The following is a 25456-nucleotide window of genomic DNA, read 5'->3' on the forward strand; positions in this document are numbered from 1 at the left end:
ACTAACGCTAATTAAATAGTGTGTTTATGCCACCATGCCGCCTGCAGAGCTGCGGCGCAGTTCGGTGACGGTGGTCTTGCTGTCGAGGTGTTCGTTCATCACTTCGCGGGCATAGCTGACGCACTTGCCGCAGCAGGTGCCGACGCCGAGTTCCTTGTACAGGTCGGCCATCGAGGTCAGGCCGAGGTCGACGGCCTGGCGGATTTCACGGTCGGAGATGTTGTTGCAGACGCAGACGATCATGGTTTCGGTTCCGTTTCGGAGTCTCGCAGCAGGCCAGCGTTGTCTGACCTATAATGCGAATCATTCTCATTCGGGTTTGTATTCTCCAGAACTTAGGTAGCGATTGCAAGCGTTTTTGTTGTGCGCACACGCCTATCCAACGCTGGGTGAACCGAAGTAGACAAAGCGCAAATAGAAATAATTCGCATTTAGGTTTATGATGCACATAGTTGTCTCATCAGCGCCACGTCCCATCACTGGAAGCGAAACATGACTCTTGCACCCACCCTGACCACGCTCGACGCCCTGAAGGCCGGCCAGAGCGCCACCGTCATCACTCTCGCGCCGGGTTCGCTCGCGGACGCTTCCGGTGCGGACGTCTCGCGCCGCCTGATGGAACTCGGTTTTGTCCCGGGTGAACGCATCCGCATGCTGAAAGGCGGCCTGCCCGGCGGGCCGCTGGCGGTCAAGGTCGGCCAGTCCACCTTCGCCCTGCGCCGCTTCGAGGCAGCGCTGATCTCGATCCAGCCGGAATAAATGGAACATACATAATGGGAGCAGTAGAACAGCAGGTCCGGGCGGCCACCAGGACGCCCGTCATCGCCCTGCTGGGTAATCCGAACTGCGGCAAGACCGCATTGTTCAACCGCCTCACCGGCTCGCGCCAGAAGGTCGCGAACTACGCCGGCGTGACCATCGAGCGCAAGGAAGGCCATTTCACGCTGCCTGGCGGCAAGCCGCTGCGCGTGCTCGACCTGCCTGGCGCCTACAGCCTGTCGGCTCACACTCCCGATGAAGCGATCACGCGCGACGTGGTGGCCGGCCTGCGTGCCGGCGAACAGGCGCCGGACGCCGTGGTCTGCGTCGTCAACGCCACCAACCTGCGCCTGAACCTGCGCCTGGTGCTGGAAATCCAGCGTCTCGGGCTGCCGATGGTGCTGGCCCTGAACATGGTCGACGTCGCCAAGAAGCGCGGCATCGAGATCGACAGCGCGCGCCTCTCCAGGGAATTGGGCATGCCGGTGGTGGAAACCGTGGCGGTGCAGGCCGGCGGCGAAAAGGCGCTGCTGGCGGCACTCGACACCATGTCGTTCGACCACCGCGTCCAGCCGCAGCCGCTGCAGGCGATCGACGCGGTCCCGGTCGAGCAGACCCAGCGCGAGGTGCGCCGCATCATCGACGCCGCCGTCAGCTTCGACAAGGACACCGGCAACCTGAGCGAGGCGATCGACCGCGTGGTCCTGCACCCGGCCGCCGGGCCGGTGATCCTGGCGGTGCTGATGTTCCTGGTGTTCCAGGCCGTGTTCAGCTGGGCCGCGGTGCCGATGGACCTGATCAAGAGCGGCGTCGAGGGACTCGGCGCCTGGGTCGGTTCCAGCATGGCCGACGGTCCGCTGCGCAGCCTGATCGTCGAGGGCATCTTCGGCGGCGTCGGCAGCGTGCTGGTGTTCCTGCCGCAGATCCTGATCCTGTTCTTCTTCATCCTGATCCTCGAGGATTGCGGCTACCTGCCGCGCGCCGCCTTCCTGCTCGACCGCCTGATGGGCGGGGTCGGGCTGTCCGGGCGCGCCTTCATTCCGCTGCTGTCCTCGTTCGCCTGCGCGATTCCCGGGGTGATGGCGGCACGCACCATCCAGAACCCGCGCGACCGCCTGGTGACGATCATGATCGCGCCGCTGATGACCTGCTCGGCACGGCTGCCGGTGTATGCGCTGATCATCGCCGCCTTCATCCCGCACCGCGAGCTGGGCGCCGGCATCAACCTGCAGGGCCTGGTGCTGTTCATCCTGTACGCGGCCGGCATCGTCAGCGCCATGGCGGTGGCCTGGTTCTTCAAGCGCAGCATCGGGGCCAAGGGCCAGCATCCGCTGATGATGGAACTGCCGGCCTACCACTGGCCGCACCTCCAGAACCTGGCGCTGGGCCTGTGGGAGCGCGCCAAGATCTTCCTGATGCGCGTCGGTACCATCATCCTGACGCTGATGATCCTGGTCTGGTTCCTGTCCAGCTTCCCGGGCGCGCCAGAAGGGGCGACCCATCCGCCGATCTACTACAGCATCGCCGGCATGCTGGGCCGCGCGCTGGCCGTGATCTTCGAGCCGATCGGCTTCGGCTGGCAGATCTGCATCGCGCTGGTGCCGGGCATGGCCGCGCGCGAAGTCGCCGTGGGCGCGCTCGGCACGGTGTACGCGCTGTCCGCCGCCGGCGATGACGTGGCCGGCTCGCTGGCGCCGCTGATCGCCGCGTCCTGGAGCCTGCCGACCGCGCTGTCGCTGCTGGCCTGGTACGTGTTCGCGCCGCAATGCCTGTCGACCCTGTCGGTGGTGCGCCGTGAAACCGGCAGCGCGCGCTATGCCTTCCTGATGGCGGGCTACATGTTCGCGCTGGCGTATGCGGCGTCGTTCATCACCTTCCACGCCGCGCGGGCGTTGGTAAGCTGATCATGGTCCAGTACCTCGTCGTCGCCGTCATCGTGCTGCTCGCCGCGCTCTACGCCGGCGGCAAATACCTGCCGGTCGCCTGGCGCCGCAAGCTGGTCTACAAGCTGCGCGACCGCGGCCAGGGCAATGGCCGGGTGGCCAAGTGGCTGGACAAGGACGGCAGCTGCGGCAGCGGCTGCGATACCTGCGGCAGCTGCGAGACCGAGCCGCTGCCGGCAACCGATGCCAAGGGCCGCAAGGTCATCCAGCTGCACGTCAAGCGCTGACCGGCAGCCTTGCTGTCCGATGGGAAGCCGGGCGAAGTTGGTGGAACTATGACATGATGTTGCCCGTCGTCCACCACTCTTGAAACCCATGCCTTCCGAACCCGCGCCGCTGCCCGGCATCGAACACCAGGCCAATCCCGAACTCCGGTTCCGGGCATTGTTCGAGCAGGCGCCGGTCAGCATCCAGATACTGGCGCCCGATGGCCGCACGCTGCGCGTCAACAAGGCCTGGGAGGATCTGTGGCAAATCCACGCAGGCAGCGCGCTCAGGAACTACGTCTTCGGCAAGTACAACGTCTTCACGGATCCCCAGCTGATCGACAACGGCATCGCGGCGCTGCTGCGGCGTGCGTTTGCCGGCGAGTCGGTACGGCTGCCTGCCGTCCGCTATGACGTGGCCGCGATCAAAGGGACCGGACCGGTACGCTGGATCAGCGCCCAGGCGCATGCGGTCAAGGATCCGGCGGGGCGCACTCTCGAAGTCATGCTGATGCACGAGGACATCACGGAGCGCATGGAGACCGAAGCCGCCTTGCGCATGCGCGAAGAGCGCTTCCGCTCACTGGTGATGACGACCTCGCAGATCGTCTGGACCAACACCCCCGATGGCCGGGTCGAGGAGGATTCGCCGTCGTGGCGTGCCTTTACCGGCCAGACCTACGAGGAGTGGAAGGAGTTCGGGTGGCTGGATGCGGTGCATCCCGACGACCGCGAGAAAACCAAAGCGCTGTGGGTGGCCTGCGTGGCCGCGCGCGCCGTGTTCGAGACCGACTACCGCGTGCGCCGCCCCGACGGCAGCTACCGCTGGATGGCCGTGAAAGGCGTGCCGCTGTTCGGCGCCGATGGCGCGATCCGCGAATGGATCGGCGCGAATACCGATATCCACGAGAAGGTCATGGCGCAGGCGGAAGTCGTCCAGCGCCTGCACCGCGAAAAACGCAACGCCGCGCTGCTGGCCAAGGTGGCGCAGGCCTCGCGCACCCTGCATACGGCACTGGCCAGCGACGGCATGGCCAACGCGCTGGTGGAGGAAGTGCGCGACATCCTCGACGTGCACCAGGCGGTGGTGTCGCTGACCGAAAGCGGCAGCTGGGCGCAAGGCATCACCGCGGTCTCGCTGTCCGACAAATACGCCGCGTTCCGCACCTATGCGGTCAAGACCGACGGCAGCGGCATCTATGCCGAAGTCTGCCGCACCAACCAGGTGATGCGCCTGACCCAGGCGCAGCTGGAAGCGCATCCGGCGTGGAAGGGGTTCGGCAGCCATGCCCACGCCCATCCGCCGATGCGCGGCTGGCTGGCCGTCCCCCTGATCGACCGTGCCGGCCGCAACATCGGCCTGATCCAGGCCTCGGACAAGATCGAAGGCGAGTTCACCGAAGAAGACGAAGCCATCCTCGTGCAGCTGGCTTCGATCGCCTCGAACGGCTTCGAGAATGCACGGCTCTACGGTTCCCTACAGGAGCAGGACCGGCGCAAGGACGAATTCCTGGCCATGCTGGCCCACGAACTGCGCAATCCGCTGGCGCCGATTTCCGCCGCCGCCGACATGCTCAGGATCGGCACCGCCAACGAGGAGCGGGTACGCCGGGCGAGCGACGTCATCAGCCGCCAGGTACGGCACATGACGTCGCTGGTCGACGACTTGCTGGACGTCTCGCGCGTGACCCGGGGCCTGGTCCAGCTCGATACGTCCTTGCTCGATCCGATGACGATCGTGGCCAATGCCGTCGAGCAGTCGCGGCCCATGATCGAAGCGCGCGGCCATGCGCTGGCGGTCGAAGGCGACGCCGGCGGGGCGCGCATTCTCGGCGATGCGCATCGCCTGGTGCAGGTCGTGGTCAACCTGCTCAACAACGCGGCGAAATACACGCCCAACGGCGGCCGAATCGCGCTGCTGGTAGTGCACGCGGCGTCGACGCTGACGATCAGCGTACGCGACAATGGCGTCGGCATCGACGCCCAGCTGCTGCCTTACGTATTCGACCTGTTCACGCAGGCCCAGAGGTCGCCCGACAGGGCGCAAGGTGGCTTGGGCATCGGCCTTGCCCTGGTGAAAACCATCATGACCTTGCATGGCGGCACGGTGACGGTACACAGCGATGGCCTCGGGCACGGCAGTGTGTTCGCCGTCACCTTCAGGGTGCCGGCGGAGCCTCCGGCCACGCCAGATCCAGCAGCGCCATCAGACGCCGCGCATTGAACGGCGCCCGCACCTTGATGTCGTTGTCGAAGTAGCAGTACACATCCCGGCTCGCCGCCGCCGGCGGCGCCACCTGTGACACCAGCCGCGCATCCGGCGGCTGCTTCCCCTCGCTCCACAAGCGGATCTTGTCCGCCCAGCGCGCCAGCGCATCGTCCTCGTAGCCGCTCGCATACAGCTCATGCTCGCCGTGCAGCCGGATGTACATGAAGTCGGCGGTCACGTCTTCGTCGTTCGGGAACTTGCCGGCGCTGTCGGCCACCACCAGTGCCACGTTATATGTGCGCAGCAGGGCGATGAAGGCGTCGTCGCGGAAGCTGTCGTGGCGGATCTCGATCGCGTGGCGCAGCGGGCGCACGGCATCGATTTCGAGCCATTCGCGGCCGCGCATCTTGTCGTCGTGCCCGCGCGCCAGCGCCAGCGCCTCGCCGGTGTCGCGCGGCAGCATGCGCAGGAAGGATTCGACCTTGTCCGGCTCGAAGCGCAGCTGCGGCGGGAACTGCCACAGGATCGGGCCGAGTTTTTCGCGCAGCGCCAACACGCCCGAGGCCAGCACGTTGGCCAGCGGCGTGTCGATGCCGCGCAGCTTGAGCATGTGGGTGATGAAACGGTTGCCCTTGACCGCGAACACGAAGCCCGGCGGCGTGGCCGCGTACCAGGCCGCGTAGCTCGCGGGCCGCTGCAGCGAATAAAAGGAACCGTTGATCTCGATGGTGGGGAGCAAGCGCGCGGCGTACTCCAACTCGCGCGCCTGGACCAGGCCCGGTGGATAGAACACGCCGCGCCACGGTGCGTAGCGCCAGCCCGAGATGCCGATGTGGATTGCCATTCCCCGATCTTAGGAGGAGGGCGGGACCGGCTCGGTGCGCTGACGAACCGTGTCCGGTCAAGCGGCTTGCATTAGCGCGCTGCGTTCACGACCGGCAACTCGATCGCGCTTTCCATGCCCGGCGCGTGGTAGACGCGCTGGTTGGCCTTGCGATAGTCGCCCGGCTTGGCATGGAAGATGTTCGGCACGAAGGTCTGCGGGTTGCGGTCGTACAGCGGGAACCAGCTCGACTGGATCTGCACCATGATGCGGTGGCCCGGCAGGAACACGTGGTCGACGTTCGGCAGCGCGAAGCGGTAGCGCTCGGCCTTGTTGGCCGGGATCGCCAGCGGCTTGTCGAGGCCCTGGCGGTAGCGGCCGCGGAAGATGTCCATCGCGATCGGCAGCTGGTAGCCGCCCAGTTCCGGCTGGGCCGCGACTTCGTCCGGGTAGACGTCGATCAGTTTCACGACCCAGTCGCTGTCGGTGCCGCTGGTCGAGGCGAACAGGTTGACCATCGGCTGGCCGGCCAGCTGCAGCGGGGTGGTGAGCGGGGCGGTCACGTAGGTCAGCACGTCCGGGCGGTCGGAGTAGGAACGCTGGTCGGTGACCAGCCACGGCTTCCACACCGTGCCTTCGCCCATGCGTACCGGACGCGGCACGAAGGGCACCGGCTTGGCCGGATCGGACACGTATTCGTCGTAGGCGGCGGTCTTGGCGTCACCTTTCTCGCTCATTTTCTCAAAATTGAGTCCGTAGCCGGCCTTCAGGTACAGCGGCGTGGACGCCTGCGCCAGCGGCCACCCATCGAGGCGGCGCCAGCGGTTGACACCAGTCTGGTAGGACCATACCGGCGGCGTGTCGAAGGCCGGCGCGCCATCCTTCAGGTACTGGTTAAAGAAGGGCAGCATGACTTCGCGCCGGAACTGCTGGGCGGTGTCGCCGCTGAATTTCAAGGCGCCGAGCGACGAGCCCTCGTAGTTCACGCCGCTGTGGCGCCACGGGCCCACCACCAGCGAATTCAGCTTGTTCTGCGTGTCCTTCGGCTCCACCGCGGCATAGGTGGCGTAGGCGCCGTAGATGTCTTCCTGGTCCCAGCGCCCGACCACGGTCATGGTCGGCACCGTCAACGGGCGCTTGGCCAGGATGCGGTCGAGCGCCTGCTCCTGCCAGAAGCTGTCGTAGGCCGGGTGCTCGAACAGTTTTTTCGTGAAGTTCAGCTGGTCGACGCCGTACATGTGCGCAAAGTCGGCAGTCGAACCGGCGCGCAAGAAGGCGTCGTAGTCGTCCCAGGTGCCGGTCACGATCTGCTGGCCTTCGCCGCGCGCCGCGTTCTGGCTGGCGATGTACGACAGGTTCGGATTGCGGAAGGCGCCGTTGTGGAACCAGTCGTCGCCGCGCCAGCCGTCGACCATGGGGCTCATCGGCACCGCCGCCTTGAGCGCCGGGTGCGGCTCGGCCAGCGCCATCAGCACGGTAAACCCTTCGTACGAGGAGCCGACCATGCCGACCTTGCCGTTCGACTGCGGGATGTTTTTCACCAGCCAGTCGATGGTGTCGTAGGCATCGGTGACGTGGTCGACTTGCGTGTTGTTGAGCGGGCCGCGCACCGGCCGCGTCATCACGTAGTCGCCTTCGGAGCCGTACTTGCCGCGCACGTCCTGGAACACGCGGATGTAGCCGTTCTCGATGAAGGCATCGTCGCCGTCACCGAGGATCGAGCTGATGTGCGGACTCTTCATGCGGCCGGCGCGGCGCGCCGCGTTGTACGGGGTGCGGGTCAGCATGATCGGCGCCTTGGCCGCGCCCGCGCTTACCTGTCTTGGGATCACGACCACGGTGTACAGCTTGACGCCGTCGCGCATCGGGATCATGAACTCCTGCTTGACGTAGTCGGCGTTCGGGACCGTCGTGGTGAATTTTGCGCTGGGGATGTCGGGCGCCATCGGCGCCGTCTGGGCCGCGGCGGTGCCGTGGAGGGTGAACAAAGCAAGGGAAAGGGCGGACAGGGACAACAGGCGCGGCATCAGGAATCTCCAGGACGGTTGGGCAAGCTGCAACCTGGTTAAAGTTGCATCGAAGCATAGTACCGAAGCTGAAGATCCCCTGCAATCCGCGCCTTTGATCCGTGCCCGCCAGCGACGCCCCGGGCTGAAGCGTCAGGCCGGCAGCAGCGTGCGCGGACGCTTGCCCTGCACCTCGGCGCCGTGCACCTTGAACACGCTGAACACCTCGCCCAGGTGGCGCGCCTGTTCGTTCATCGAGGCCGCCGCCGCCGCGGCTTCCTCGACCAGCGCCGCATTCTGCTGGGTCGCGTTGTCCATCTCGGCGATCGCCTGGTTGACCTGGGCGATGCCGGCCTGCTGCTGTTCGCCGGCATTGGCGATCTCGCCGATGATGTCGTTGACGCGGGTGACGCTGGCAACGATCTCGCGCATCGTGCCGCCGGCCTCGGTCACCAGCTTGGCGCCGGCGCCGACCTTGGCCACCGAATCGTCGATCAGCGTGCGCACTTCCTTTGCGGCGGTGGCCGAGCGCTGCGCCAGGCTGCGCACCTCGGATGCCACCACGGCGAAGCCGCGCCCCTGCTCGCCGGCGCGCGCCGCTTCCACCGCCGCGTTCAGAGCCAGGATATTGGTCTGGAAAGCGATGCCGTCGATCACGCCGATAATGTCGGCGATGCGGCGCGCCGAAGCGTCGATCGCGTCCATGGTGCTGACCACCTGCTCGACCACGGTGCCGCCGCGCTGGGCCACTGCCGCCGCTTCCGAGGCCAGGCCGCTGGCGTGACGCGCATTGCCGGCGTTCTGCTGGACGGCGCCGGTCAGTTGTTCCAGCGTGGCCGCGGTTTCCTCGAGCGAGCCGGCCTGCTGCTCGGTGCGGCTGGACAGGTCCTGGTTGCCGCTGGCGATCTGGCTGGACGCGCTGGCGATGGTGCGGATGCCGTTGTCGACTTCGCCGACGATGCCGGACAGGCTGTCGTTCATGTCGCGCAGCGCGCGCAGCAGGCGCGCCGTTTCGTCGTTGCCATGCGCCTCGATCGCGGTGGTCAGGTCGCCCGCCGCGACTTGCCCCGCCAGGCGCACGGCGCTCGACAGCGGCCCGCGGATGCTGCGCGAGATCAAGTGGCCGACCAGCATCAGCACGCCGGACAGCAGCAGCGCCGCGCCCGAGAACATCCACACGCGCGGCCAGAACACGGCGTCCAGCGCATCCATGTAGACACCCGAGCCGAGCACCCAGCCCCACTCGGGCACGCCTTTCACGTAGGACAGCTTGGGCACCGGCGCCTCGTTGCCCGGTTTCGGCCACATGTACGACAGGAAGCCGCCACCCTGGGCGCGCACCAGGTCGACCATGGCCACGAACAGGTGCAGGCCGTTGGGATCGGCCTTGGCGCTCAGGTCCTGTCCCTGCAGCTTGGGCGAAATCGGGTGCATCAGCATGCGCGGCTGCATGTCGTTGACCCAGAAGTACTCCTGGCCGTCGTAGCGCAGGCCGCGCAGCGCGTCCAGCGCCTCGCGTTTGGCCTGGGCTTCGGGCATGGCGCCGCTGGCGGCGAGCTGCTGGTAGCGTGTCACCACGCCGCTGGCGACTTCGACCGCCTGGCGCACGGTACGGCCGCGCTCTTCCTCGATCAGGTGGCGTTCGGACAGCAGGAAGGCGGCGGCGACGGCAAGGATGCCAATGCCCGTGATCAGGGTCAGCAGGCCCAATTTTTGTGAGATGTTAAGTCGGGATAGGAGCATGGCGGGGGTAGGGGCGCAAGTTATCGGCAGTTCAAGGGTGCTTGAACCGAAATTGACGATCTATCAAGGAGCGGGGGCGAGTATAACAAAAAGTTGCTTGTGCACAATATAAATTGTCAGATTTGCTGATGCCTTTGGGTATTCGCACAACAATGCTAAGCTAGCGCCATTTTCCAAATTGGAATTGACCATGATCATCGTCCATCACCTGAACAATTCCCGCTCCCAGCGCATCCTGTGGCTGCTGGAGGAACTCGGCCTGGCCTACGAGATCAAAAAATACCAGCGCGACCCGAAGACGATGCTGGCGCCGCCCGAACTGCGCGCCGTGCACCCGCTGGGCAAATCGCCGGTGATCAGCGATGGCGACACCGTGGTGGCCGAGTCGGGCGCCATCGTCGAGTACCTGGTCGAACGCCACCGCGTTGGCGCGGAAGGATCGGCCCTGGCGCCGGCGCCGGGCACGCCAGAGCGCCTGCTGTATACATATTTCCTGCACTACGCCGAGGGGTCGATGATGCCGCCGCTGCTGCTCAAGCTGGTGTTCGACCGTGTGGCCAACGGTCCGGCACCGTTCTTCGTGCGCCCGATCGCGCGCGGCATCGCCGGCAAGGTGCTGGGCACCTTCGTGCAGCCGCAGATCGACCGCCACCTCGGCTACCTGGAAGCGGAGCTGGGCAAGCGCACCTGGTTCGCCGGCACCCAGTTCTCGGCGGCCGACATTCAGATGAGCTTCCCGCTGGAAGCGGCCGCGTCGCGTGGCGGGCTGGATGGGCGCTACCCGAACCTGGTCGCCTTCCTCGAACGCATCCACGCGCGCCCGGCCTACCGCCAGGCGCTCGAACGCGGCGGCAAGTACGACTTCGTCAAATAAATATAGTCACAAGGGAGGAGCATCACCCGACATGGCCAAGCTGCTCGCCATTGACGGCCTGAACATCGTGCGCCGCGTGTACGAGGCCAGTCCGGAACCGGACTCGGACCTGAAGGCCAGCATCGCGCTGCGCCACGCGCTGTCCTCGTTCCGCAACGTGCTGGAGGCGCATGCGCCGACCCATGTGCTGGCCGCCTTCGACTACGGCGGCGACAACTGGCGCCATGCGCTGTACCCGCGCTACCGCGAGGGCCGGGCGCCGATGCCGTCCTACCTGCGCGATGCGCTGCCGGGCTTCCACCAGCGCCTGCGCGAGGTCGGCCTGCACGTGGTGACGATCCCGGAAGTGGAAGCCGACGACGTGATCGCCACCGGCGTCACGCGCTGGCTGGCGGAAGGGCGCGGCGAGGCGATCGTCGCCACCACCGACAAGGACTTGCACTGCCTGATAGCGGACGGCGCCCTGGTGTGGGATCATTTCAAGGGCGAATGGCACGACGATGCCTGGGTGCGCGCGCGCTTCGGCGTCGCGCCCGAGCGCATGCTCGACCTGCTGGCGCTGATGGGCGACCCGACCGACGGCGTGCCCGGGGTCGACAAGGTCGGCATGAAGACCGCGGCACGGCTGCTGAATGCCTACGGCGACCTGGATGCCGTCATGGCCGGCGCCGGCATCCTCAAGACGCCGCTCGGCGAACGCCTGCGCGCCGGGCGCGAGATCCTGGCGCTGTCGCGCCGGCTGGTGCAACTGAAGACCGACGTGCGGCTGGGCGTGACCTGGAAGATGCTGGCCTACGACGCACACTGAAAGGAATCACATGCTCAAGGCGATTATCATCGACGCCAGCGCGGTGTCGCGCGGCCTGCTCAACACCGTGCTGACCGACGGCGGCTACGAGGTGGCCGGCCAGGGCCACACCAGCGCGCTCGCCTATGCGCTCGCGCTCAAGCACCGCCCCCACTTCGTCTGCATCGCGCGCGAGCAAATCGAGGACGGCAGCGACATCGTCGAACAGCTGCGCGCGAACCTGCCCAAGACCCTGGTGTTCATGGTGTCGGGCACGCTGGATGCGGCGGCAATCCAGGCCGCGCTGGCGCGCGGGGTGCACGGCTTCATCGTCAAGCCGTTCAAGGCCGATACGGTACTGCGCACGGTGCGCAATACGATCCTGTCGATCGTCAAGAAACACCAGGCCGGCTGATCCCGCACAGGCGGGGATCAAGTCCTGCGCGCCAGCTCTTCCGAGGCGATCGTCGCCAATTCTTCCAATGCCTTGAGTTCGCGGTCGCGCAGGCGCCGCGGTTCGCGGTCCAGCACGCACAGGGTGCCAAGCGGCTGGCCGCCGCCGTCGCGCAGGGTGACGCCGCCATAAAAGCGGATGCCCGCGCTGCCGGTCACCAGCGGGTTGTCGGCGAAGCGCGTATCGCTTTGCGCGTCTTCCACCATCAAGGGCTGGTCCTGCACGATGGCGTGGTTGCAGAATGCCCAGCCGCGCGGCGTCTCGGTGAAATCCACGCCGATGTGCGACTTGAACCACTGGCGATGCTCGTCCAGCACGGTGATCAGGGCGATCGGGCATTCGGTCACCTGGGTGGCGAGCCAGGTCAGGCGGTCGAACACGTTTTCCTGCGGCGAATCGATCAGGCCGCTGGCCTCGACCGCCGCCAGGCGCGCCGGCTCGTCAACGGGCAGCGGATGGGGCCCCGGCGGCGGCGGCACGACAGGGGCCGGCGCCGCAACCGATTTCAAGGGCCCGGCACGCACGCCGCCCTGGCGTGCGCGGGCACGGTCTTCGAGCAGCCTGAGGACGGCGCTGAGCCTGACGCGGCGGTGGCCACCCGGGGTTTTCCAAGAGGGCAGGGCACCGCTTTCGAGCCACAGCTGGGTGGTGCTGACGGCGACGCCCAGCAGCCGTGCGGCTGAGGCAGTCGTCAACACGGGGTCTTCGGTGTTGTCTTGTGCGGGGGGATGCATGGTGAACTAGAGCATGTAGGTAAAGATATTTTACCGTCAATCAACTGTTTCCTCAATTAAATTGATGAATTTGATTGTGATTGCCATCATCATATCTGTTGTTTTTAACGCGTGCACGTTAAACATCACGGTAAATCATGGACAAGGGTTGACTAAAGGAAATTACATAGGCACAATTCAATCAAATTCAATTATTTAATCAAATCCGTCAATTGCCCTGTCCGGGTCGTCATGAACTTACCTCTACCCAGTCCTCATTGCGAGGCCAGCCGGCTCGAAGCGCTGCGCAAGCTGAATCTGCTGGACACCCCGCCCAGCGAAGCCTTCGACCGCATCACGCGCATGGCGGCCCAGATGTTCAACCTGCCGATCGCGGCGGTGTCATTGACGGACAGCAACCGCCAGTGGTTCAAGTCGCGCGTGGGCGTCGAGCACGACTCGATCCCGCGCATGAAGGCGCCGTGCGGCCAGGTGGCGGATGAAAGCGAAATGCTGGTCATTCCCGACCTGATGCTGGACTGCCACTATCGCGAGAGCATCCTGGCCGAATCCGGCATCCGCTTCTATGCGGGTGCGCCCTTGATTACCCAGGACGGTTATTGCCTGGGCGCGATGTGCGTGCTCGGGACCGAGCCGCGCGTGATCAGCGAACTCGAACGCGAAGCCCTGCGCGACCTGGCGGCGATGGTGATGGCGCAGATCGAACTGCGCCACGCGCTGGGCCGGGTCGATCCATTCAGCGGCCTGCCCAACCGCAACCAGTTCGTCGACGATTTCCAGGACATGGCGGCCGACCGCCTGCAGGGCGAGGAAAGGCTGGCGGCGCTGGTCAACCTGGCCAGCCCGGAACAGCTCAGCAACGCGCTGCGCGCGATGGGCCCGGGCTACCTCGACGAAGTGGTGGGCGAAGCGGTGCGCATGCTGAAGACTACCATCGGCCTGGAGAGCACCGTGTATCACATCTCGCCAACCGAATTCGTGTTCGTGGCCAAGCCCGGCACCGGCGCGGTCGAGTTCTGCGTCAGGCTCGAGAACTGGCTGCGCCGCCGCGCCGCATCGCTGACCTCGCGCTTCGTGACCACCGCGCGCATCGGCGTGGCGCCGTTCACGGTCGGCGTCACCGGCTATGCCGACCTGCTGCGCAACCTGCATTCGGCCGTGCAGCACGGCCTCGACCAGGAGTGCGGCGTCTCCATGTTCTCGCAGGAGCAGGATGCGCTCTACCAGCGCCGTTTCTGGCTGGTCAACGAGTTCGGCGCCACGCTGGACGGCGCGATTCCCGGCCGCGACGGCCAGCTGCGCCTGGTGTTCCAGCCGAAGATCGATCTCGCCACCGGTGCCTGCATCGGCGCCGAAGCGCTGCTGCGCTGGACCCATCCGGAATTCGGCGATGTCTCGCCGGGCGAATTCATTCCCATCATCGAGCGGACCTCGATGGTGCGCGCGGTCACCAACTGGGTGCTGGAAACCGCCATGGTCCAGCTGGCCGAGTGGCGCATGGAAGGGTTGGAACTGGAACTGGCGGTGAACGTCTCGGCGGTCAACCTGCTGGAGCCGGACTTCTGCATCCGCATCGTCGATGGCCTGCAACGCCATGGCCTGCCGCCGTCCAGCCTGTCGCTGGAAATCACCGAGAGCGCGCTGATGCAGAACCCCAAGGTGGCACAGGCCACGCTGCGCGCGCTGAACGCGGCCGGCGTGCGCCTGGCGATCGACGATTTCGGTACCGGCTACAGCAGCCTGACCTATCTGCAAAGCCTGCCGGTGCAAGTGGTCAAGATCGACCAGGGCTTCATCCGCGGCATCGACAGCGACGAACGCAAGCGTTCGCTGGTGTCGGCCATGATCAAGCTGGCGCACGACCTCGGGCACCGCGTGGTGGCCGAGGGCGTCGAAACGCCCGAGGTGATGCACACGCTGGAACGCGTGGCCTGCGACGAAGCCCAGGGTTATTTGTATGCGCGGCCAATGCCGCCGCAGGTATTCGCGCAGTGGTTTGCCGAGCGCCGGGAAGAGGTGCTGGCCCTGGCCTGAATTGCTCGAGGGCATGCACGATTGGAACTATTGGTTGACGTATGGAAATAAGCTGAGCAAAATTGCTGGGTCAACAGATCGATGTCACCATCGTACGCCCATGAGCCTATTTCCTTCCAATCCGGTCACCGAAGCCAGCCGCCTCGACGCCTTGCACCGCCTGAATCTGCTGGATACGCCGCCGAACGTCGCCTTCGATCGCATCACGCGCATGGCGTCGCGCCTGTTCGGGCTGCCGCTGGCTGCCGTCTCCCTCACCGACGTCGATCGCCAGTGGTTCAAGTCGCGCGTCGGCATCGTGCAGGAATCGGTGCCGCGCCTGAAGGCGCCCTGCGCCCGCATTGCCGAAAGCGGGCAGATGGTGGTCGTGAACGACTTGCAGGCCGATGGCTACTATGCCGATAGCCCGCTGGCCGGCGCCGGCGTGCGCTTCTATGCAGGCGCGCCGCTGCTGACCAACGACGGCTATTGCCTCGGTTCGATGTGCGTGCTCGGCACCGAGCCGCGCGACGTGAGCGAGGCCGAGTGCGCGGCCCTGCGCGACATGGCCGCCATGGTGATGGCGCAGATCGAGCTGCAGCATGCGCTGGGGCGGATCGACCCGGCCAGCGGACTGCCCAACCGTACCCAGTTCGTCGACGACTTCAATGACCTGACCCAGGACCGCCCGGCCGGCGAACAGCGCGTGGCCGGGCTGCTCAACCTGGCCAGCCCCGAACAGCTCAGCAGCGCGTTGCGCGCGATGGGCGCCACCTGGCTCGACGAAGTGGTCGGCGAAGCGGTGCGCATGCTGGCCGAGATCATCGGCGCCGGCAGCACCGTGTACCACGTCACCCCGACCGAATTCGCCTTCATCACGGCGCCCGGCACCGACATCGATGCCGTCTGCGCCGAGATGGAAGCCTGGCTGGTGCGCCGCGCCCTTTCCGTCACCTCGCGCTTCGTGACCACCGCACGCATCGGCGTGGCGCCGTTCACCATCGGCGTGACCGGCTCGGCCGAACTGCTGCGCAACCTCCATTCGGCCGCCCAGCATGCGTTCGACCAGGACCGCGGCGTCTCCGTGTTCTCGCAGGAGCAAGATGCGCTGTACCGGCGCAGCTTCTGGCTGATCAACGCGTTCGGGGCAGCCCTGGACGGCGCGGCCGGCGCCGATGCGGACGGCCAGCTGCGGCTGGTGTTCCAGCCCAAGGTCGACCTCGTCAGCGGCGCCTGCATCGGCGCCGAGGCGCTGCTGCGCTGGACCCATCCGGAGCTCGGCGACGTCTCGCCGGGCGAATTCATCCCGATCATCGAACGGACCTCGATGGTGCGCGCCACCACCGACTGGGTATTGCGCTGCGCGATGCGGCAGCTGGCGGCCTGGCGCGCCGACGGGCTGGAACTGGAGCTGGCGGTGAATGTCTCGGCCGTCAACCTGCTGGAACCGGACTTCTGCACGCGCATCGTCGACAACCTGCGCAGCCACGGCCTGCCGGCATCCAGCCTGGCGCTGGAAATCACGGAAAGCGCACTGATGAAGAACCCGAAGGTGGCCGAAGCCACAATGCGCGACCTGCACGCTGCCGGCGTGCACATGGCGATCGACGACTTCGGCACCGGCTACAGCAGCCTGGCCTACCTGCAAAGCCTGCCAGCGCAGGTGGTCAAGATCGACCAGAGCTTCGTGCTCGGCATCGAGGACGACGAGCGCAAGCGCTCGCTGGTGTCGGCGATGATCAAGCTGTCGCACGACCTGGGACACCGCGTGGTGGCCGAGGGCGTGGAGACGGCCGAGGTGGCCGGTGTGCTGAAGGGCGTCGCGTGCGACGAGGCGCAGGGGTACTGGTATGCGAAACCGCTGGCGCCGGGGGCGTTCGTGGACTGGCTGGAGGAACGGGAGAGCGACGTCGCGAAGTCTGCTTGATCGTTAGCCTCAAATACGTCGTCCCTGCGAAGGCAGGGACCCAAGTTGGATGCGCAGCGTTAGCGCATATAGAACTTGGGTCCCTGCCTGCGCAGGGACGACGTTTAAAAGCTACGGGCGCTTTTCAGGCGCCCGTCATGTTTCAGGCAGCCGAACGCGCCGCCGCCAGCAGGCCCATCTCTTCCGAACCCAGCAAGCGATCGATGTCCAGCAGGATCAGCATGCGCTCGCCCACCGTACCCAGGCCCTGCAGGTAATCCGACGACACGCTGGCGCCCAGGTCCGGCGCCGGCTTGATCTGGTCCGGAGTCAGGGTCACGACGTCGGAGACGCTGTCGACCACCATGCCGATGGTGTGGCCATTGATGTTCAGGACGATGACGACGGTGAACGCGTCATAGGTCGCCTGGCCGACGTTGAACTTGATGCGCATGTCGACGATCGGCACGATGATGCCGCGCAGGTTGATCACGCCTTTCAGGTACTCGGGCGCGCTGGCGATGCGGGTGACGGCATCGTAGCCGCGGATTTCCTGCACTTTCAGGATGCTGATGGCGTACTCTTCGCCGCCCAACCGGAACGACAGCACTTCATTGGTGTTGTTGATGTCTTCAGCCATGGAACCTCCCTAAATTTTTCCTAACGGCAATATATAAGGAGGTTACGGCATTTTTACGTCGAGTTCGATGGAGAAAAGACAAGAGTGCGCAAAAATGTAGAACATTGCGGGGCCGTAACAACAGCCGGCCCCGCAGCGGGCGTCAAGCCGCCGACGCCGAATCGATGATGCCGCCGCCCAGGCAGACGTCGCCGTCGTACAGCACGGCCGACTGGCCCGGCGTTACCGCCCATTGCGGATCGGCGAAGGTCAGCGCGAAGCGGTCGAGGCCTTCCGGCATCACGGTGCAGGCGACGTCAGCCTGGCGGTAGCGGGTCTTGGCCGACAAGGCACGCGGCGCTGGCGGCTCGCCGGCGATCCAGCTGGCCTGGCCGGCGCCTAGTTCGCCGGACAGCAGCCACGGGTGGTCATGGCCCTGCACGATGTACAACGTGTTGTTGGCGATGTCTTTTCGCGCCACGAACCACGGCTCGCTGGTCCCGTCCGCGTTCTTGTGCGACTTGAGGCCGCCGATGCCGATGCCCTTGCGCTGGCCTAGCGTGTAGAACGACAGGCCGACGTGCTCGCCCACCGTCTGGCCGTTGTCCAGCTTGATCGGGCCCGGCTTGTGCTGCAGGTAGCGGCCCAGGAATTCGCGGAACGGACGCTCGCCGATGAAGCAGATGCCGGTCGAATCCTTCTTCGCCGCGTTCGGCAGCTGCAGCTTTTCGGCGATCTTGCGGACTTCCGTCTTGGCGATCTCGCCCAGCGGGAACAGCGATTTCGACAGCTGCGCCTGGTTCAGGCGGTGCAGGAAATAACTCTGGTCCTTGGTCGCATCCAGCGCTTTCAACAGCTCGAACTTGTCACCGTTCTGACGCACGCGCGCATAGTGGCCGGTCGCGATCAGGTCGGCGCCCAGCTTCATCGCATGGTCGAGGAAGGCCTTGAACTTGATCTCGGCGTTGCACAGCACGTCCGGATTCGGCGTACGGCCGGCCTGGTACTCGCGCAGGAATTCGGCGAACACGCGGTCCTTGTACTCGGCGGCGAAATTGACCGCCTCGATGTCGACGCCGACCACGTCGGCCACGCTGGCCGCGTCGATCCAGTCCTGGCGGGTCGAACAGTATTCGGAATCGTCGTCGTCTTCCCAGTTCTTCATGAACAGGCCGATGACTTCGTAGCCCTGTTCTTTCAGCATCCACGCCGCGACCGAGGAGTCGACGCCGCCCGACATCCCGATCACGACTTTTTTCTTGCTCATCTTTGTTTACTCTTTACGTTACGTCAGGTTCGGTCGACAGCCCGCCCTCGAAGACCGTCTGGTCGGTGTACAGCAATTCCAGGGGCGTGCGCTTGCCGGCCAGGTAATCGTCCACGCATTTCAGCACGGTCGGGCTGCGGTGGCGCTCCTGGCAGGCCGCCAGCTCGTCGCGCGTCATCCACAAAGTACGCAGGATGCCGTGGTCGAGCGGCTGGTCGAACTGCCTGCCGGGCTTGCCGCAGAAGGTGAAGCGCAGGTAGGTCACGTCGGTGTTGCGCGACTTCGAATGGTAGCGCGACATGTACATGCCGACCAGGGCTTCCGGGAAGAACTCGTGCGCCGTCTCTTCCAGCGCCTCGCGCACCACCGCCTGCTCGAGCGATTCGTGGGGGTCGAGGTGGCCGGCCGGCTGGTTCAGGCGGATGCCGTCGCTGGTCTCTTCCTCGATCACCAGGAAGCGGCCATCGCGTTCGATGATCGCGGCGACGGTGACTGACGGTCTGAAGGTATGTGTCATGCGCGTCCTTGGAAATGAGCCGACATTCTACCTTGATGGAACAGGCGTTGCTCGGCCGCACGCTGCAATGCAACAGGTTCTGTCGGTTTCAAACGTTGATCTGATACAAAAAATAAAATGACACGCCTAGGCGTGTATCAGGTTGTGTTGCAAAACAGTCGAGCTGTTTACGAAAAACTACGAATAAGTATTTACTATGAATCCCGCGTTGGGAACGTGCTAGATTGTAGACAGTTTATCAATTTTGCGAGGGAATCGTGAAGATTGGTGTTCCGGCAGAATCCAGACCGGGCGAAACGCGCGTCGCCGCCACGCCCGAAACCATCAAGAAGCTGTCCGCCAGCCACGAGCTCATCGTGGAATCCGGCGCCGGCCTGCATGCTTCCATTACCGACGACGCCTACGTGGCCGCCGGCGCCCGCATCGGCACCGCCGCCGATGCACTTGGCGCCGAACTGGTGCTCAAGGTGCGCGCCCCGGTCGCCGAGGAACGCGCGCTGATGCAGCCCGGCGCGGCACTGGTCGGCATGCTGAATCCTTTCGATAGCGACGGCCTGGCCGCGATGGCCGAGCGCCGCCTGACCGCCTTTGCACTGGAAGCGGCGCCGCGCATCACGCGCGCGCAGTCGATGGACGTGCTGTCGTCGCAAGCCAACATCGCCGGCTACAAGGCGGTGATGATGGCCGCCAACGCCTACGGGCGTTTCATGCCGATGCTGATGACGGCGGCCGGCACGGTCAAGGCGGCGCGGGTGCTGATCATGGGCGTCGGCGTGGCCGGCCTGCAGGCGATCGCGACGGCCAAGCGCCTCGGCGCCGTGATCGAGGCGTCGGACGTGCGCCCGCCGGTCAAGGAGCAGGTCGAATCGCTCGGCGCCAAGTTCATCGACGTGCCTTTCCTCACCGACGAGGAACGCGAGATCGCGCAAGGGGCCGGCGGCTATGCGCGCCCGATGCCGGCCGACTGGATGCGGCGGCAGGGCGAGCTGGTGCACGAACGCGCCAAGCTTGCCGACATCATCATCACCACCGCGCTGATCCCGGGCCGCAAGGCGCCGGTGCTGATTGCCGAGGACACCGTGCGCGCCATGAAGCCGGGCTCGGTGATCGTCGACATGGCGATCGAGCAGGGCGGCAACTGCCCGCTGACGGAACTCGGCAAGACCGTGATCAAGCACGGCGTGACCCTGATCGGCGAGCCGAACCTACCGGCGCTGGTGGCGGCCGACGCCTCGGCGCTGTACGCGCGCAACGTGCTCGATTTCCTGAAACTGATCATCGATAAAGAGGGCAGGCTGATCATCGACCGCGCCGACGAGATCGTGAATGCGGTGCTGGTCTGCCTGGATGGCCAAGTAGTACGCAAGTGAGTGCGCAGCCGATTGCACAAGCAGTCACATAAATAAGATGAGGAGACGCTCATGGAAATCAGTCACACGATCATCAACCTGATCATCTTCGTGCTGGCGATCTACGTCGGCTACCACGTGGTCTGGACGGTCACCCCCGCGCTGCACACGCCGCTGATGGCGGTGACGAACGCGGTGTCGGCCATCATCATCGTCGGCGCCATGCTGGCGGCCGGGCTTACCGAGGGCCTCACCGGGCAGATCGCCGGCACGCTGGCCGTCGCGCTGGCGGCGGTGAACGTGTTCGGCGGCTTCCTGGTCACCCAGCGCATGCTGGAAATGTTCAAGAAGAAGGAGCCGAAAACGGCCGCCAAGGCCGGCGCCGGTGCCGGCGTTCCGGATGCCGCCAAGGCCAGGGAGGCGGCATGAATGCAATCAGCATGAACATGGTCACCCTGTTCTACCTGGTGGCCTCGGTGTGCTTCATCCAGGCCCTCAAGGGCTTGTCGTCGCCGTCGACGGCGCGCGTCGGCAACGTGTTCGGCATGAGCGGAATGGCGATCGCGGTCGTGACCACGATCGCCCTGATGCTCAAGCTGCGCGAGCAGTTGAGCAGCGGCGGCATGGGCTTCGGACTGGTGCTGCTGGGCGTGGTGGTCGGCGGCGCGATCGGCGCGGTGGCCGCGCGCCGGGTCGAGATGACCAAGATGCCGGAGCTGGTGGCGGCCATGCACTCGCTGATCGGCCTGGCCGCGGTGTGCATCGCGATCGCCGCCGTGTCCGAACCCTGGGCCTTCAACATCGCCGCGCGCGGTGCGGCGCTGCCCTTCGGTAACCGGCTCGAACTCTTCATCGGCACCTTCGTCGGTGCGGTGACGTTTTCCGGTTCCGTGATCGCCTTCGGCAAGCTGGCCGGCAAATACAAGTTCCGCCTGTTCCAGGGCGCGCCGGTGCGCTATCCGGGCCAGCACATCATCAACCTGCTGGTGGCCATCGCCATCGTCGCGCTGGGACTGATGTTCTGCTTTTCAAGCGGCGCCACGCCGGCGTGGACGCCGTTCATCGTCATGGCCGCATTAGCCTTCGTGCTGGGCGTGCTGATCATCATCCCGATCGGCGGCGCCGACATGCCGGTGGTGGTGTCGATGCTGAACTCCTACTCCGGCTGGGCGGCGGCCGGCATCGGCTTCTCGCTGAACAATTCGATGCTGATCATCGCCGGCTCGCTGGTGGGCTCGAGCGGCGCGATCCTGTCGTACATCATGTGCAAGGCGATGAACCGCTCCTTCTTCAACGTGATCCTGGGCGGCTTCGGCGGCGAAGCGGCCAGCACCGGCGGCGGCGGGGCGCAGGAACAGCGTCCGGTCAAATCCGGCTCGGCCGAAGACGCCGCCTTCATCCTGCAGAACGCGGAAAGCGTGATCATCGTGCCCGGCTACGGCCTGGCGGTGGCGCGCGCCCAGCACACCGTGAAGGAACTGGTCGACAAGCTGACCGAACACGGCGTCACCGTGCGCTACGCGATCCATCCGGTGGCCGGGCGCATGCCGGGCCACATGAACGTGCTGCTGGCCGAAGCCGAGGTGCCCTACGACCAGGTGGCGGAAATGGAAGACATCAACGGCGAATTCGGCCAGACCGACGTGGTGCTGGTGCTGGGCGCGAACGACGTGGTGAACCCGGCGGCCAAGGACCCGACATCGCCGATCGCCGGGATGCCGATCCTGGAAGCCTACAAAGCCAGGAGCATCATCGTCAACAAGCGCTCGATGGCGTCGGGGTATGCGGGGCTGGACAACGACCTGTTCTACCAGCCGAACACGATGATGGTGTTCGGCGATGCGAAGAAGGTCATTGAATCGATGGTCAAAGCGGTTGAGTAAGAGGCAAGTGGGCGGGTGGTTGAGCGCGTGGACGGGAGACCCGTCCACCCTAGCGTAGGGTGGACAGCAGAGCTGTCCACGCGTTCAAATCACGTTTGCAAACACGCGCCGAGCTGTCAGCGCCGCCCGAACATCATGAACTCGGCCAACAGCATGCGCGCCGGCTTGACGGTGTCGAGCGCCGCCAGCGCCAGCCCGAACAGCGGCTGCAACGGTCCCTTGTCGGCAAACACCCGCGCCATGGTATCGGTGGCGCGGATCACCATCCCGCGGTCGCGTTCGCGCGCCGCGGTGAACTGCGCGATCGCGGACTGGCCGTCATCGTCGGTCAAGGAACGTGCCAGCAATCTCGCCAGCACGGCCGCATCGCGCAAGCCCAGGTTCAGGCCCTGGCCCGCCACCGGATGCAGGGTCTGGGCCGCATTTCCGATCGCCACCGTGCGCGCGGTCGCGCGCGGGTCGGCATTCAGGCCGAGCGGAAAGGCGGCCCGCTCCGACACCCGGGTAAAGCTGCCGAGCCGTTCGCCGAAGGCCTGGCCCAGCGCGCGCAGGAAGTCGTCGGCGCCGAGGTCGAGCAGCTGCTGCGCGCGTTCCGGCCGCACGCACCATACCAGCGCGTACTGGTGCCCATCCGCGCCGTCCTGCGGCAGCAGCGCCAGCGGGCCTTCGTCGGTAAAGCGCTCGAAGGCGCGGTGCGGGATCGGCGCGCTGGCGGACACGCGCGCGATCACCGCGGTCTGGCCGTAATCGTGCGAGCGCGCCGCTGTGGCTTGTTCACCGAACACGCCGCCTTCGGCCTGCACCGCCACCTTCGCGTGCAACGCCCGGCCATCGTCCAGCTGCAGCACCACGCCATCCGTCCGTTCGTCGAGCGCGGCCACGCGCAGCGGCCGCAGCACCTGCACGCCGGCGCGCTCGCAGGCGCGCGACAGCGCATCGACCACGTCGCCGTAGCGCGCCACGTAGCCCAGCGCTTCCAGGCCATGCTCGCTGCGGTCCATCATGCTGCGGCCCAGGTGGCCGCGGCGCGACACGTGGATCTCGTGGATGGCCGTGGCCGATGACGCCATGCCGGGCCAGGCGCCGACGTCCTGCAGCAGCAGGCGGCTGCCCCAGGCCAATGCGATCGAGCGCGGGTCCGAGATCGCCTGGCCCAGCGACTTGCCGTCGATGAGGGCGATGCGTTCGCCGGCCACGCCGCGCGCCGCCATCAGCGCCGCCAGCGCCATGCCCACCGGGCCGGCGCCGCAGATCGCCACGTCGACGTCCAACCGCTTATCCAACTGCGCATCCATCTTCACGTCATCCGTCATGCCTGTCCTTTGCCAACCAGTGCTTCGATCTCGGCCACCGTCTTGGGCGCGGCGCCGGTCAGGATGCGATACCCATCCTCGGTGACGACCACGTCATCCTCGATGCGGATGCCGATGTTCCAGAATTGTTCGGGCACGCCTTCGCTTGGGCGTACGTAGATGCCCGGTTCCACCGTCAGCGTCATGCCGGGCACCAGCGGGCGCGACGGCTTGCCGGGCTCCGCCAGGTCGCGGTAGCTGCCGACGTCGTGCACGTCCATGCCCAGCCAGTGGCCGGTGCCGTGCATGTAGAAGGGCAGGTGGGCCTTGTCGGCGATCGCGTCGTCGGCGTTGGCGTAGCGCGCGCGGTCGATCAGGCCCAGGTCCAGCATGCCCGCGGTCAGCACGTGCAGCGCCGCCTCGTGGAAGGCGCTGTACGGCTGGCCGGGTGCGATCGCGGCGAACGCCGCGTCCTGCGCCGCCAGCACCAGTTCGTACAGGGCGCGCTGCGGCTGCGTGAAGCGGCCATTCACCGGGAAGGTGCGGGTGATGTCGGACGCATAGCCATCCAGCTCGCAGCCGGCGTCGATCAGCACCAGTTCGCCATCCTGCATGCGCCGGTCGTTGGCGTTGTAGTGCAGCACGCAGGCGTTCGGGCCGGACGCGACGATCGAGGTGTAGGCCGGGAACTGGGCGCCGTTGCGGCGGAATTCGTACAGCAGTTCGGCCTCCAGCTCGTACTCGGCCATGCCGGGGCGGGCGGCGCGCATGGCGCGCGCATGCGCCTGGCCCGAGATCAGGCCGGCGCGCAGCATGACCGCCTGTTCCTCCTGGTCTTTCACCAGGCGCATCTCGTCCAGCAGCGGCAGCAGGTGCTGGAAGCTGGCCGGCGCGGTGACGCCGCTGCGCGCTTGCGCGCGCACGGTCTTGATCCAGCCGGTCACTTGCGCGTCCAGCGCGCCGCTCGCGCCCACCGCGTAATACAGGACGGGCACGTTGGCGAGCAATTTGGCCATCTGGGCGTCCAGCGCGTCGATCGGCCAGGCTTCGTCAAAGCCGAATGCGGTGCGCGCGGCTTCCGGGCCGTAGCGGTAGCCGTCCCAGATCTCGCGTTCCAGGTTTTTCTCGCGGCAGAACAGGATGGAACGCGCCGGCGCGTCGCCGGAAGCGGCCACCAGCACCAGCACGCTTTCCGGCTCCGTAAAACCGGTCAGGTAATAGAAATAGCTGTCGTGGCGGTAGGGGTAGTCGCTGTCGCTGTTGCGCGCGACTTCGGGTGCGGTCGGCAGCACGGCCACCGCACCCGGCTGCATCTGCGCGGCCAGGCGCGCACGGCGTGCTGCATGAACGGTCATTTCTTGGCTCGGCTCGACAAGGGGGTATTCAGTTCTTCCAACTGCTGCATGGTACCCACGTTGACCCACTGGCCGTCGTACAGTTCGCCGCCGACGCGTCCCAGGTCGATGTACTTGCGCATCAGGGGGCCGAGCTTGGCGAATTCGCCCGGCTCGATCCCGTCGAACATCTCGGGCCGGTAGACGCCGATGTTGGCGAAGTTCCACTTCGGCGTGCCCTCGTTGGACAGCGTGTACATGGTCATGCCGAAGTCGCCTTCCGGGTTGTGCCACGGGTTCGGCGTCAGGTACAGCCAGGCGATGTCGCGCTTGTCGAGCGGGTAGGGCTGGCCGACGGCGTCGATGTCCTTGAGCGCGTCCTTGCACTGTTCGAAGTCGAAGTAGGGCGCGTAGATGTCGCCCGACAGCGCGATGAAGGGCTCGTCGCCCAGCAGGTGCAGGGCGTTGGCGATGCCGCCGGCGGTTTCCAGCGGCGCCGGCTCGTGCGAATACGCGATGCGCGCGCCGTAGCGGCTGCCGTCGCCCAGCGCTTCCTCGATCATGTGGCCCAGGTGCGAGTGGTTGATCACGATGTCGGTGATCCCGGCGCGCACCAGGTTCAGCACGTGGTAGACGATCAGGGGCTTGCCGCGCACCTTGACCAGCGGTTTCGGGAGCGTGTCGGTCAGCGGGCGCATCCGCTCGCCGCGGCCGGCGGCGAAGATCATGGCTTTCATG

The 25456-nt window shown here is 66.0% G+C and carries 23 protein-coding genes; 12 read left to right on the top strand and 11 right to left on the bottom strand.

Translation table 11 applies throughout. The features are described from left to right. Nucleotides 1-24 precede the first annotated feature (24 nt). Nucleotides 25-243 (bottom strand): (2Fe-2S)-binding protein, encoded by a 219-nt coding sequence (locus U1H99_RS00435; RefSeq protein ID WP_323139823.1) that lies wholly within the window; start codon nt 241-243, stop codon nt 25-27. 249 nt (nt 244-492) lie between these two features. On the opposite strand from U1H99_RS00435, the gene U1H99_RS00440 reads away from it, so the two are divergent. From U1H99_RS00440 to U1H99_RS00455, 4 genes are all read left to right on the top strand, one after another. Continuing rightward, on the top strand, nt 493-759 hold the full coding sequence (locus U1H99_RS00440) for a FeoA family protein (protein WP_141831248.1): 267 nt from the start codon (nt 493-495) through the stop codon (nt 757-759). Between the two features lie 14 nt (nt 760-773). Next, complete coding sequence (gene feoB / locus U1H99_RS00445) at nt 774-2663, top strand: ferrous iron transporter B (protein ID WP_323139824.1); 1890 nt, start codon at nt 774-776, stop codon at nt 2661-2663. 2 nt (nt 2664-2665) lie between these two features. Beyond that, nucleotides 2666-2929: a DUF6587 family protein gene (locus U1H99_RS00450; protein ID WP_141831252.1), complete on the top strand. Its 264-nt coding sequence runs from the start codon at nt 2666-2668 to the stop codon at nt 2927-2929. Between the two features lie 88 nt (nt 2930-3017). After that, nucleotides 3018-5132, top strand: coding sequence for a PAS domain-containing sensor histidine kinase (locus U1H99_RS00455; protein ID WP_323139825.1), 2115 nt, complete (start codon nt 3018-3020; stop codon nt 5130-5132). On the opposite strand, the gene U1H99_RS00460 is transcribed toward U1H99_RS00455, so the two are convergent. From U1H99_RS00460 to U1H99_RS00470, 3 genes are all read right to left on the bottom strand, one after another. Further along, nucleotides 5068-5961 carry a DUF72 domain-containing protein gene (locus U1H99_RS00460; RefSeq protein ID WP_323139826.1) on the bottom strand — a complete coding sequence of 298 codons (894 nt, stop codon included), beginning with the start codon at nt 5959-5961 and terminating at the stop codon, nt 5068-5070. The two genes, U1H99_RS00455 and U1H99_RS00460, sit on opposite strands and share 65 nt — an antisense overlap. Before the next feature lie 71 nt (nt 5962-6032). After that, nucleotides 6033-7967: a CocE/NonD family hydrolase gene (locus U1H99_RS00465; RefSeq protein WP_323139827.1), complete on the bottom strand. Its 1935-nt coding sequence runs from the start codon at nt 7965-7967 to the stop codon at nt 6033-6035. 132 nt (nt 7968-8099) lie between these two features. Further along, the gene (locus U1H99_RS00470; protein ID WP_323139828.1) at nt 8100-9656 is read right to left on the bottom strand and encodes a methyl-accepting chemotaxis protein; all 1557 of its coding nucleotides are present in this window, start codon (nt 9654-9656) and stop codon (nt 8100-8102) included. 223 nt (nt 9657-9879) lie between these two features. Between U1H99_RS00470 and U1H99_RS00475 the strand changes: the two genes are divergently transcribed. Genes U1H99_RS00475 through U1H99_RS00485 form a run of 3 tightly spaced genes read left to right on the top strand, consistent with a single transcriptional unit; the run spans nt 9880 to nt 11765 of the window. Then, nucleotides 9880-10563 (top strand): glutathione S-transferase, encoded by a 684-nt coding sequence (locus U1H99_RS00475; protein ID WP_323139829.1) that lies wholly within the window; start codon nt 9880-9882, stop codon nt 10561-10563. Nucleotides 10564-10594: 31 nt separating this feature from the next. After that, the gene (locus U1H99_RS00480; RefSeq protein ID WP_323139830.1) at nt 10595-11371 is read left to right on the top strand and encodes a 5'-3' exonuclease; all 777 of its coding nucleotides are present in this window, start codon (nt 10595-10597) and stop codon (nt 11369-11371) included. Nucleotides 11372-11381: 10 nt separating this feature from the next. Further along, nucleotides 11382-11765 carry a response regulator gene (locus tag U1H99_RS00485; RefSeq protein WP_323139831.1) on the top strand — a complete coding sequence of 128 codons (384 nt, stop codon included), beginning with the start codon at nt 11382-11384 and terminating at the stop codon, nt 11763-11765. Nucleotides 11766-11782: 17 nt separating this feature from the next. On the opposite strand, the gene U1H99_RS00490 is transcribed toward U1H99_RS00485, so the two are convergent. Further along, on the bottom strand, nt 11783-12502 hold the full coding sequence (locus tag U1H99_RS00490; protein WP_323139832.1) for a GAF domain-containing protein: 720 nt from the start codon (nt 12500-12502) through the stop codon (nt 11783-11785). A gap of 267 nt (nt 12503-12769) precedes the next feature. Here U1H99_RS00490 and U1H99_RS00495 point away from each other — a divergent pair, with 267 nt between their 5' ends. Both U1H99_RS00495 and U1H99_RS00500 read left to right on the top strand, forming a co-directional pair. Beyond that, nucleotides 12770-14572: a sensor domain-containing phosphodiesterase gene (locus U1H99_RS00495; protein ID WP_323139833.1), complete on the top strand. Its 1803-nt coding sequence runs from the start codon at nt 12770-12772 to the stop codon at nt 14570-14572. A gap of 100 nt (nt 14573-14672) precedes the next feature. Further along, nucleotides 14673-16478 (top strand): sensor domain-containing phosphodiesterase, encoded by a 1806-nt coding sequence (locus U1H99_RS00500; RefSeq protein ID WP_323139834.1) that lies wholly within the window; start codon nt 14673-14675, stop codon nt 16476-16478. Between the two features lie 142 nt (nt 16479-16620). Here the strand turns inward: U1H99_RS00500 and U1H99_RS00505 are convergent, their stop codons facing one another. The 3 genes from U1H99_RS00505 to U1H99_RS00515 form a co-directional block, all read right to left on the bottom strand. After that, nucleotides 16621-17097 carry a chemotaxis protein CheW gene (locus U1H99_RS00505; RefSeq protein WP_141831275.1) on the bottom strand — a complete coding sequence of 159 codons (477 nt, stop codon included), beginning with the start codon at nt 17095-17097 and terminating at the stop codon, nt 16621-16623. 142 nt (nt 17098-17239) lie between these two features. Further along, nucleotides 17240-18343, bottom strand: coding sequence for a tRNA 2-thiouridine(34) synthase MnmA (mnmA, locus tag U1H99_RS00510; protein WP_323139835.1), 1104 nt, complete (start codon nt 18341-18343; stop codon nt 17240-17242). 13 nt (nt 18344-18356) lie between these two features. Next, complete coding sequence (locus U1H99_RS00515; protein WP_141831279.1) at nt 18357-18860, bottom strand: NUDIX hydrolase; 504 nt, start codon at nt 18858-18860, stop codon at nt 18357-18359. Nucleotides 18861-19117: 257 nt separating this feature from the next. Here U1H99_RS00515 and U1H99_RS00520 point away from each other — a divergent pair, with 257 nt between their 5' ends. Genes U1H99_RS00520 through U1H99_RS00530 form a run of 3 tightly spaced genes read left to right on the top strand, consistent with a single transcriptional unit; the run spans nt 19118 to nt 22092 of the window. Further along, on the top strand, nt 19118-20230 hold the full coding sequence (locus U1H99_RS00520; protein ID WP_323139836.1) for a Re/Si-specific NAD(P)(+) transhydrogenase subunit alpha: 1113 nt from the start codon (nt 19118-19120) through the stop codon (nt 20228-20230). 51 nt (nt 20231-20281) lie between these two features. Next, on the top strand, nt 20282-20638 hold the full coding sequence (locus tag U1H99_RS00525; RefSeq protein WP_141831283.1) for an NAD(P) transhydrogenase subunit alpha part 2: 357 nt from the start codon (nt 20282-20284) through the stop codon (nt 20636-20638). Further along, nucleotides 20635-22092 (top strand): NAD(P)(+) transhydrogenase (Re/Si-specific) subunit beta, encoded by a 1458-nt coding sequence (locus U1H99_RS00530; RefSeq protein WP_323139837.1) that lies wholly within the window; start codon nt 20635-20637, stop codon nt 22090-22092. Before U1H99_RS00525 ends, U1H99_RS00530 begins: the two co-directional genes overlap by 4 nt. Before the next feature lie 116 nt (nt 22093-22208). Here the strand turns inward: U1H99_RS00530 and U1H99_RS00535 are convergent, their stop codons facing one another. From U1H99_RS00535 to murU, 3 genes are read right to left on the bottom strand one after another with little or no spacing between them, the layout of a single operon-like run. Continuing rightward, on the bottom strand, nt 22209-23405 hold the full coding sequence (locus U1H99_RS00535; RefSeq protein ID WP_323139838.1) for an FAD-dependent monooxygenase: 1197 nt from the start codon (nt 23403-23405) through the stop codon (nt 22209-22211). Beyond that, nucleotides 23402-24739: a Xaa-Pro aminopeptidase gene (gene pepP, locus U1H99_RS00540; RefSeq protein ID WP_323139839.1), complete on the bottom strand. Its 1338-nt coding sequence runs from the start codon at nt 24737-24739 to the stop codon at nt 23402-23404. The genes U1H99_RS00535 and pepP overlap by 4 nt, the downstream gene beginning before the upstream one ends. Continuing rightward, nucleotides 24736-25455: an N-acetylmuramate alpha-1-phosphate uridylyltransferase MurU gene (murU, locus tag U1H99_RS00545; protein ID WP_323139840.1), complete on the bottom strand. Its 720-nt coding sequence runs from the start codon at nt 25453-25455 to the stop codon at nt 24736-24738. The genes pepP and murU overlap by 4 nt, the downstream gene beginning before the upstream one ends. Nucleotide 25456: the final 1 nt, after the last annotated feature.

This window comes from Massilia phyllosphaerae (genome assembly GCF_034659755.1).
Taxonomy (GTDB): Bacteria; Pseudomonadota; Gammaproteobacteria; order Burkholderiales; family Burkholderiaceae_D; genus Telluria; species Telluria phyllosphaerae.

Excerpts from the sequence above, each read along its gene's own strand:
- U1H99_RS00435 (WP_323139823.1), bottom strand. The coding sequence starts at position 243 with ATGATCGTCTGCGTCTGCAACAACATCTCCGACCGTGAAATCCGCCAG.
- U1H99_RS00440 (WP_141831248.1), top strand. The coding sequence starts at position 493 with ATGACTCTTGCACCCACCCTGACCACGCTCGACGCCCTGAAGGCCGGC.
- feoB (WP_323139824.1), top strand. The coding sequence starts at position 774 with ATGGGAGCAGTAGAACAGCAGGTCCGGGCGGCCACCAGGACGCCCGTC.
- U1H99_RS00450 (WP_141831252.1), top strand. The coding sequence starts at position 2,666 with ATGGTCCAGTACCTCGTCGTCGCCGTCATCGTGCTGCTCGCCGCGCTC.
- U1H99_RS00455 (WP_323139825.1), top strand. The coding sequence starts at position 3,018 with ATGCCTTCCGAACCCGCGCCGCTGCCCGGCATCGAACACCAGGCCAAT.
- U1H99_RS00460 (WP_323139826.1), bottom strand. The coding sequence starts at position 5,961 with ATGGCAATCCACATCGGCATCTCGGGCTGGCGCTACGCACCGTGGCGC.
- U1H99_RS00465 (WP_323139827.1), bottom strand. The coding sequence starts at position 7,967 with ATGCCGCGCCTGTTGTCCCTGTCCGCCCTTTCCCTTGCTTTGTTCACC.
- U1H99_RS00475 (WP_323139829.1), top strand. The coding sequence starts at position 9,880 with ATGATCATCGTCCATCACCTGAACAATTCCCGCTCCCAGCGCATCCTG.
- U1H99_RS00480 (WP_323139830.1), top strand. The coding sequence starts at position 10,595 with ATGGCCAAGCTGCTCGCCATTGACGGCCTGAACATCGTGCGCCGCGTG.
- U1H99_RS00485 (WP_323139831.1), top strand. The coding sequence starts at position 11,382 with ATGCTCAAGGCGATTATCATCGACGCCAGCGCGGTGTCGCGCGGCCTG.
- U1H99_RS00495 (WP_323139833.1), top strand. The coding sequence starts at position 12,770 with ATGAACTTACCTCTACCCAGTCCTCATTGCGAGGCCAGCCGGCTCGAA.
- U1H99_RS00500 (WP_323139834.1), top strand. The coding sequence starts at position 14,673 with ATGAGCCTATTTCCTTCCAATCCGGTCACCGAAGCCAGCCGCCTCGAC.
- U1H99_RS00505 (WP_141831275.1), bottom strand. The coding sequence starts at position 17,097 with ATGGCTGAAGACATCAACAACACCAATGAAGTGCTGTCGTTCCGGTTG.
- mnmA (WP_323139835.1), bottom strand. The coding sequence starts at position 18,343 with ATGAGCAAGAAAAAAGTCGTGATCGGGATGTCGGGCGGCGTCGACTCC.
- U1H99_RS00515 (WP_141831279.1), bottom strand. The coding sequence starts at position 18,860 with ATGACACATACCTTCAGACCGTCAGTCACCGTCGCCGCGATCATCGAA.
- U1H99_RS00525 (WP_141831283.1), top strand. The coding sequence starts at position 20,282 with ATGGAAATCAGTCACACGATCATCAACCTGATCATCTTCGTGCTGGCG.
- U1H99_RS00530 (WP_323139837.1), top strand. The coding sequence starts at position 20,635 with ATGAATGCAATCAGCATGAACATGGTCACCCTGTTCTACCTGGTGGCC.
- U1H99_RS00535 (WP_323139838.1), bottom strand. The coding sequence starts at position 23,405 with ATGACGGATGACGTGAAGATGGATGCGCAGTTGGATAAGCGGTTGGAC.
- pepP (WP_323139839.1), bottom strand. The coding sequence starts at position 24,739 with ATGACCGTTCATGCAGCACGCCGTGCGCGCCTGGCCGCGCAGATGCAG.
- murU (WP_323139840.1), bottom strand. The coding sequence starts at position 25,455 with ATGAAAGCCATGATCTTCGCCGCCGGCCGCGGCGAGCGGATGCGCCCG.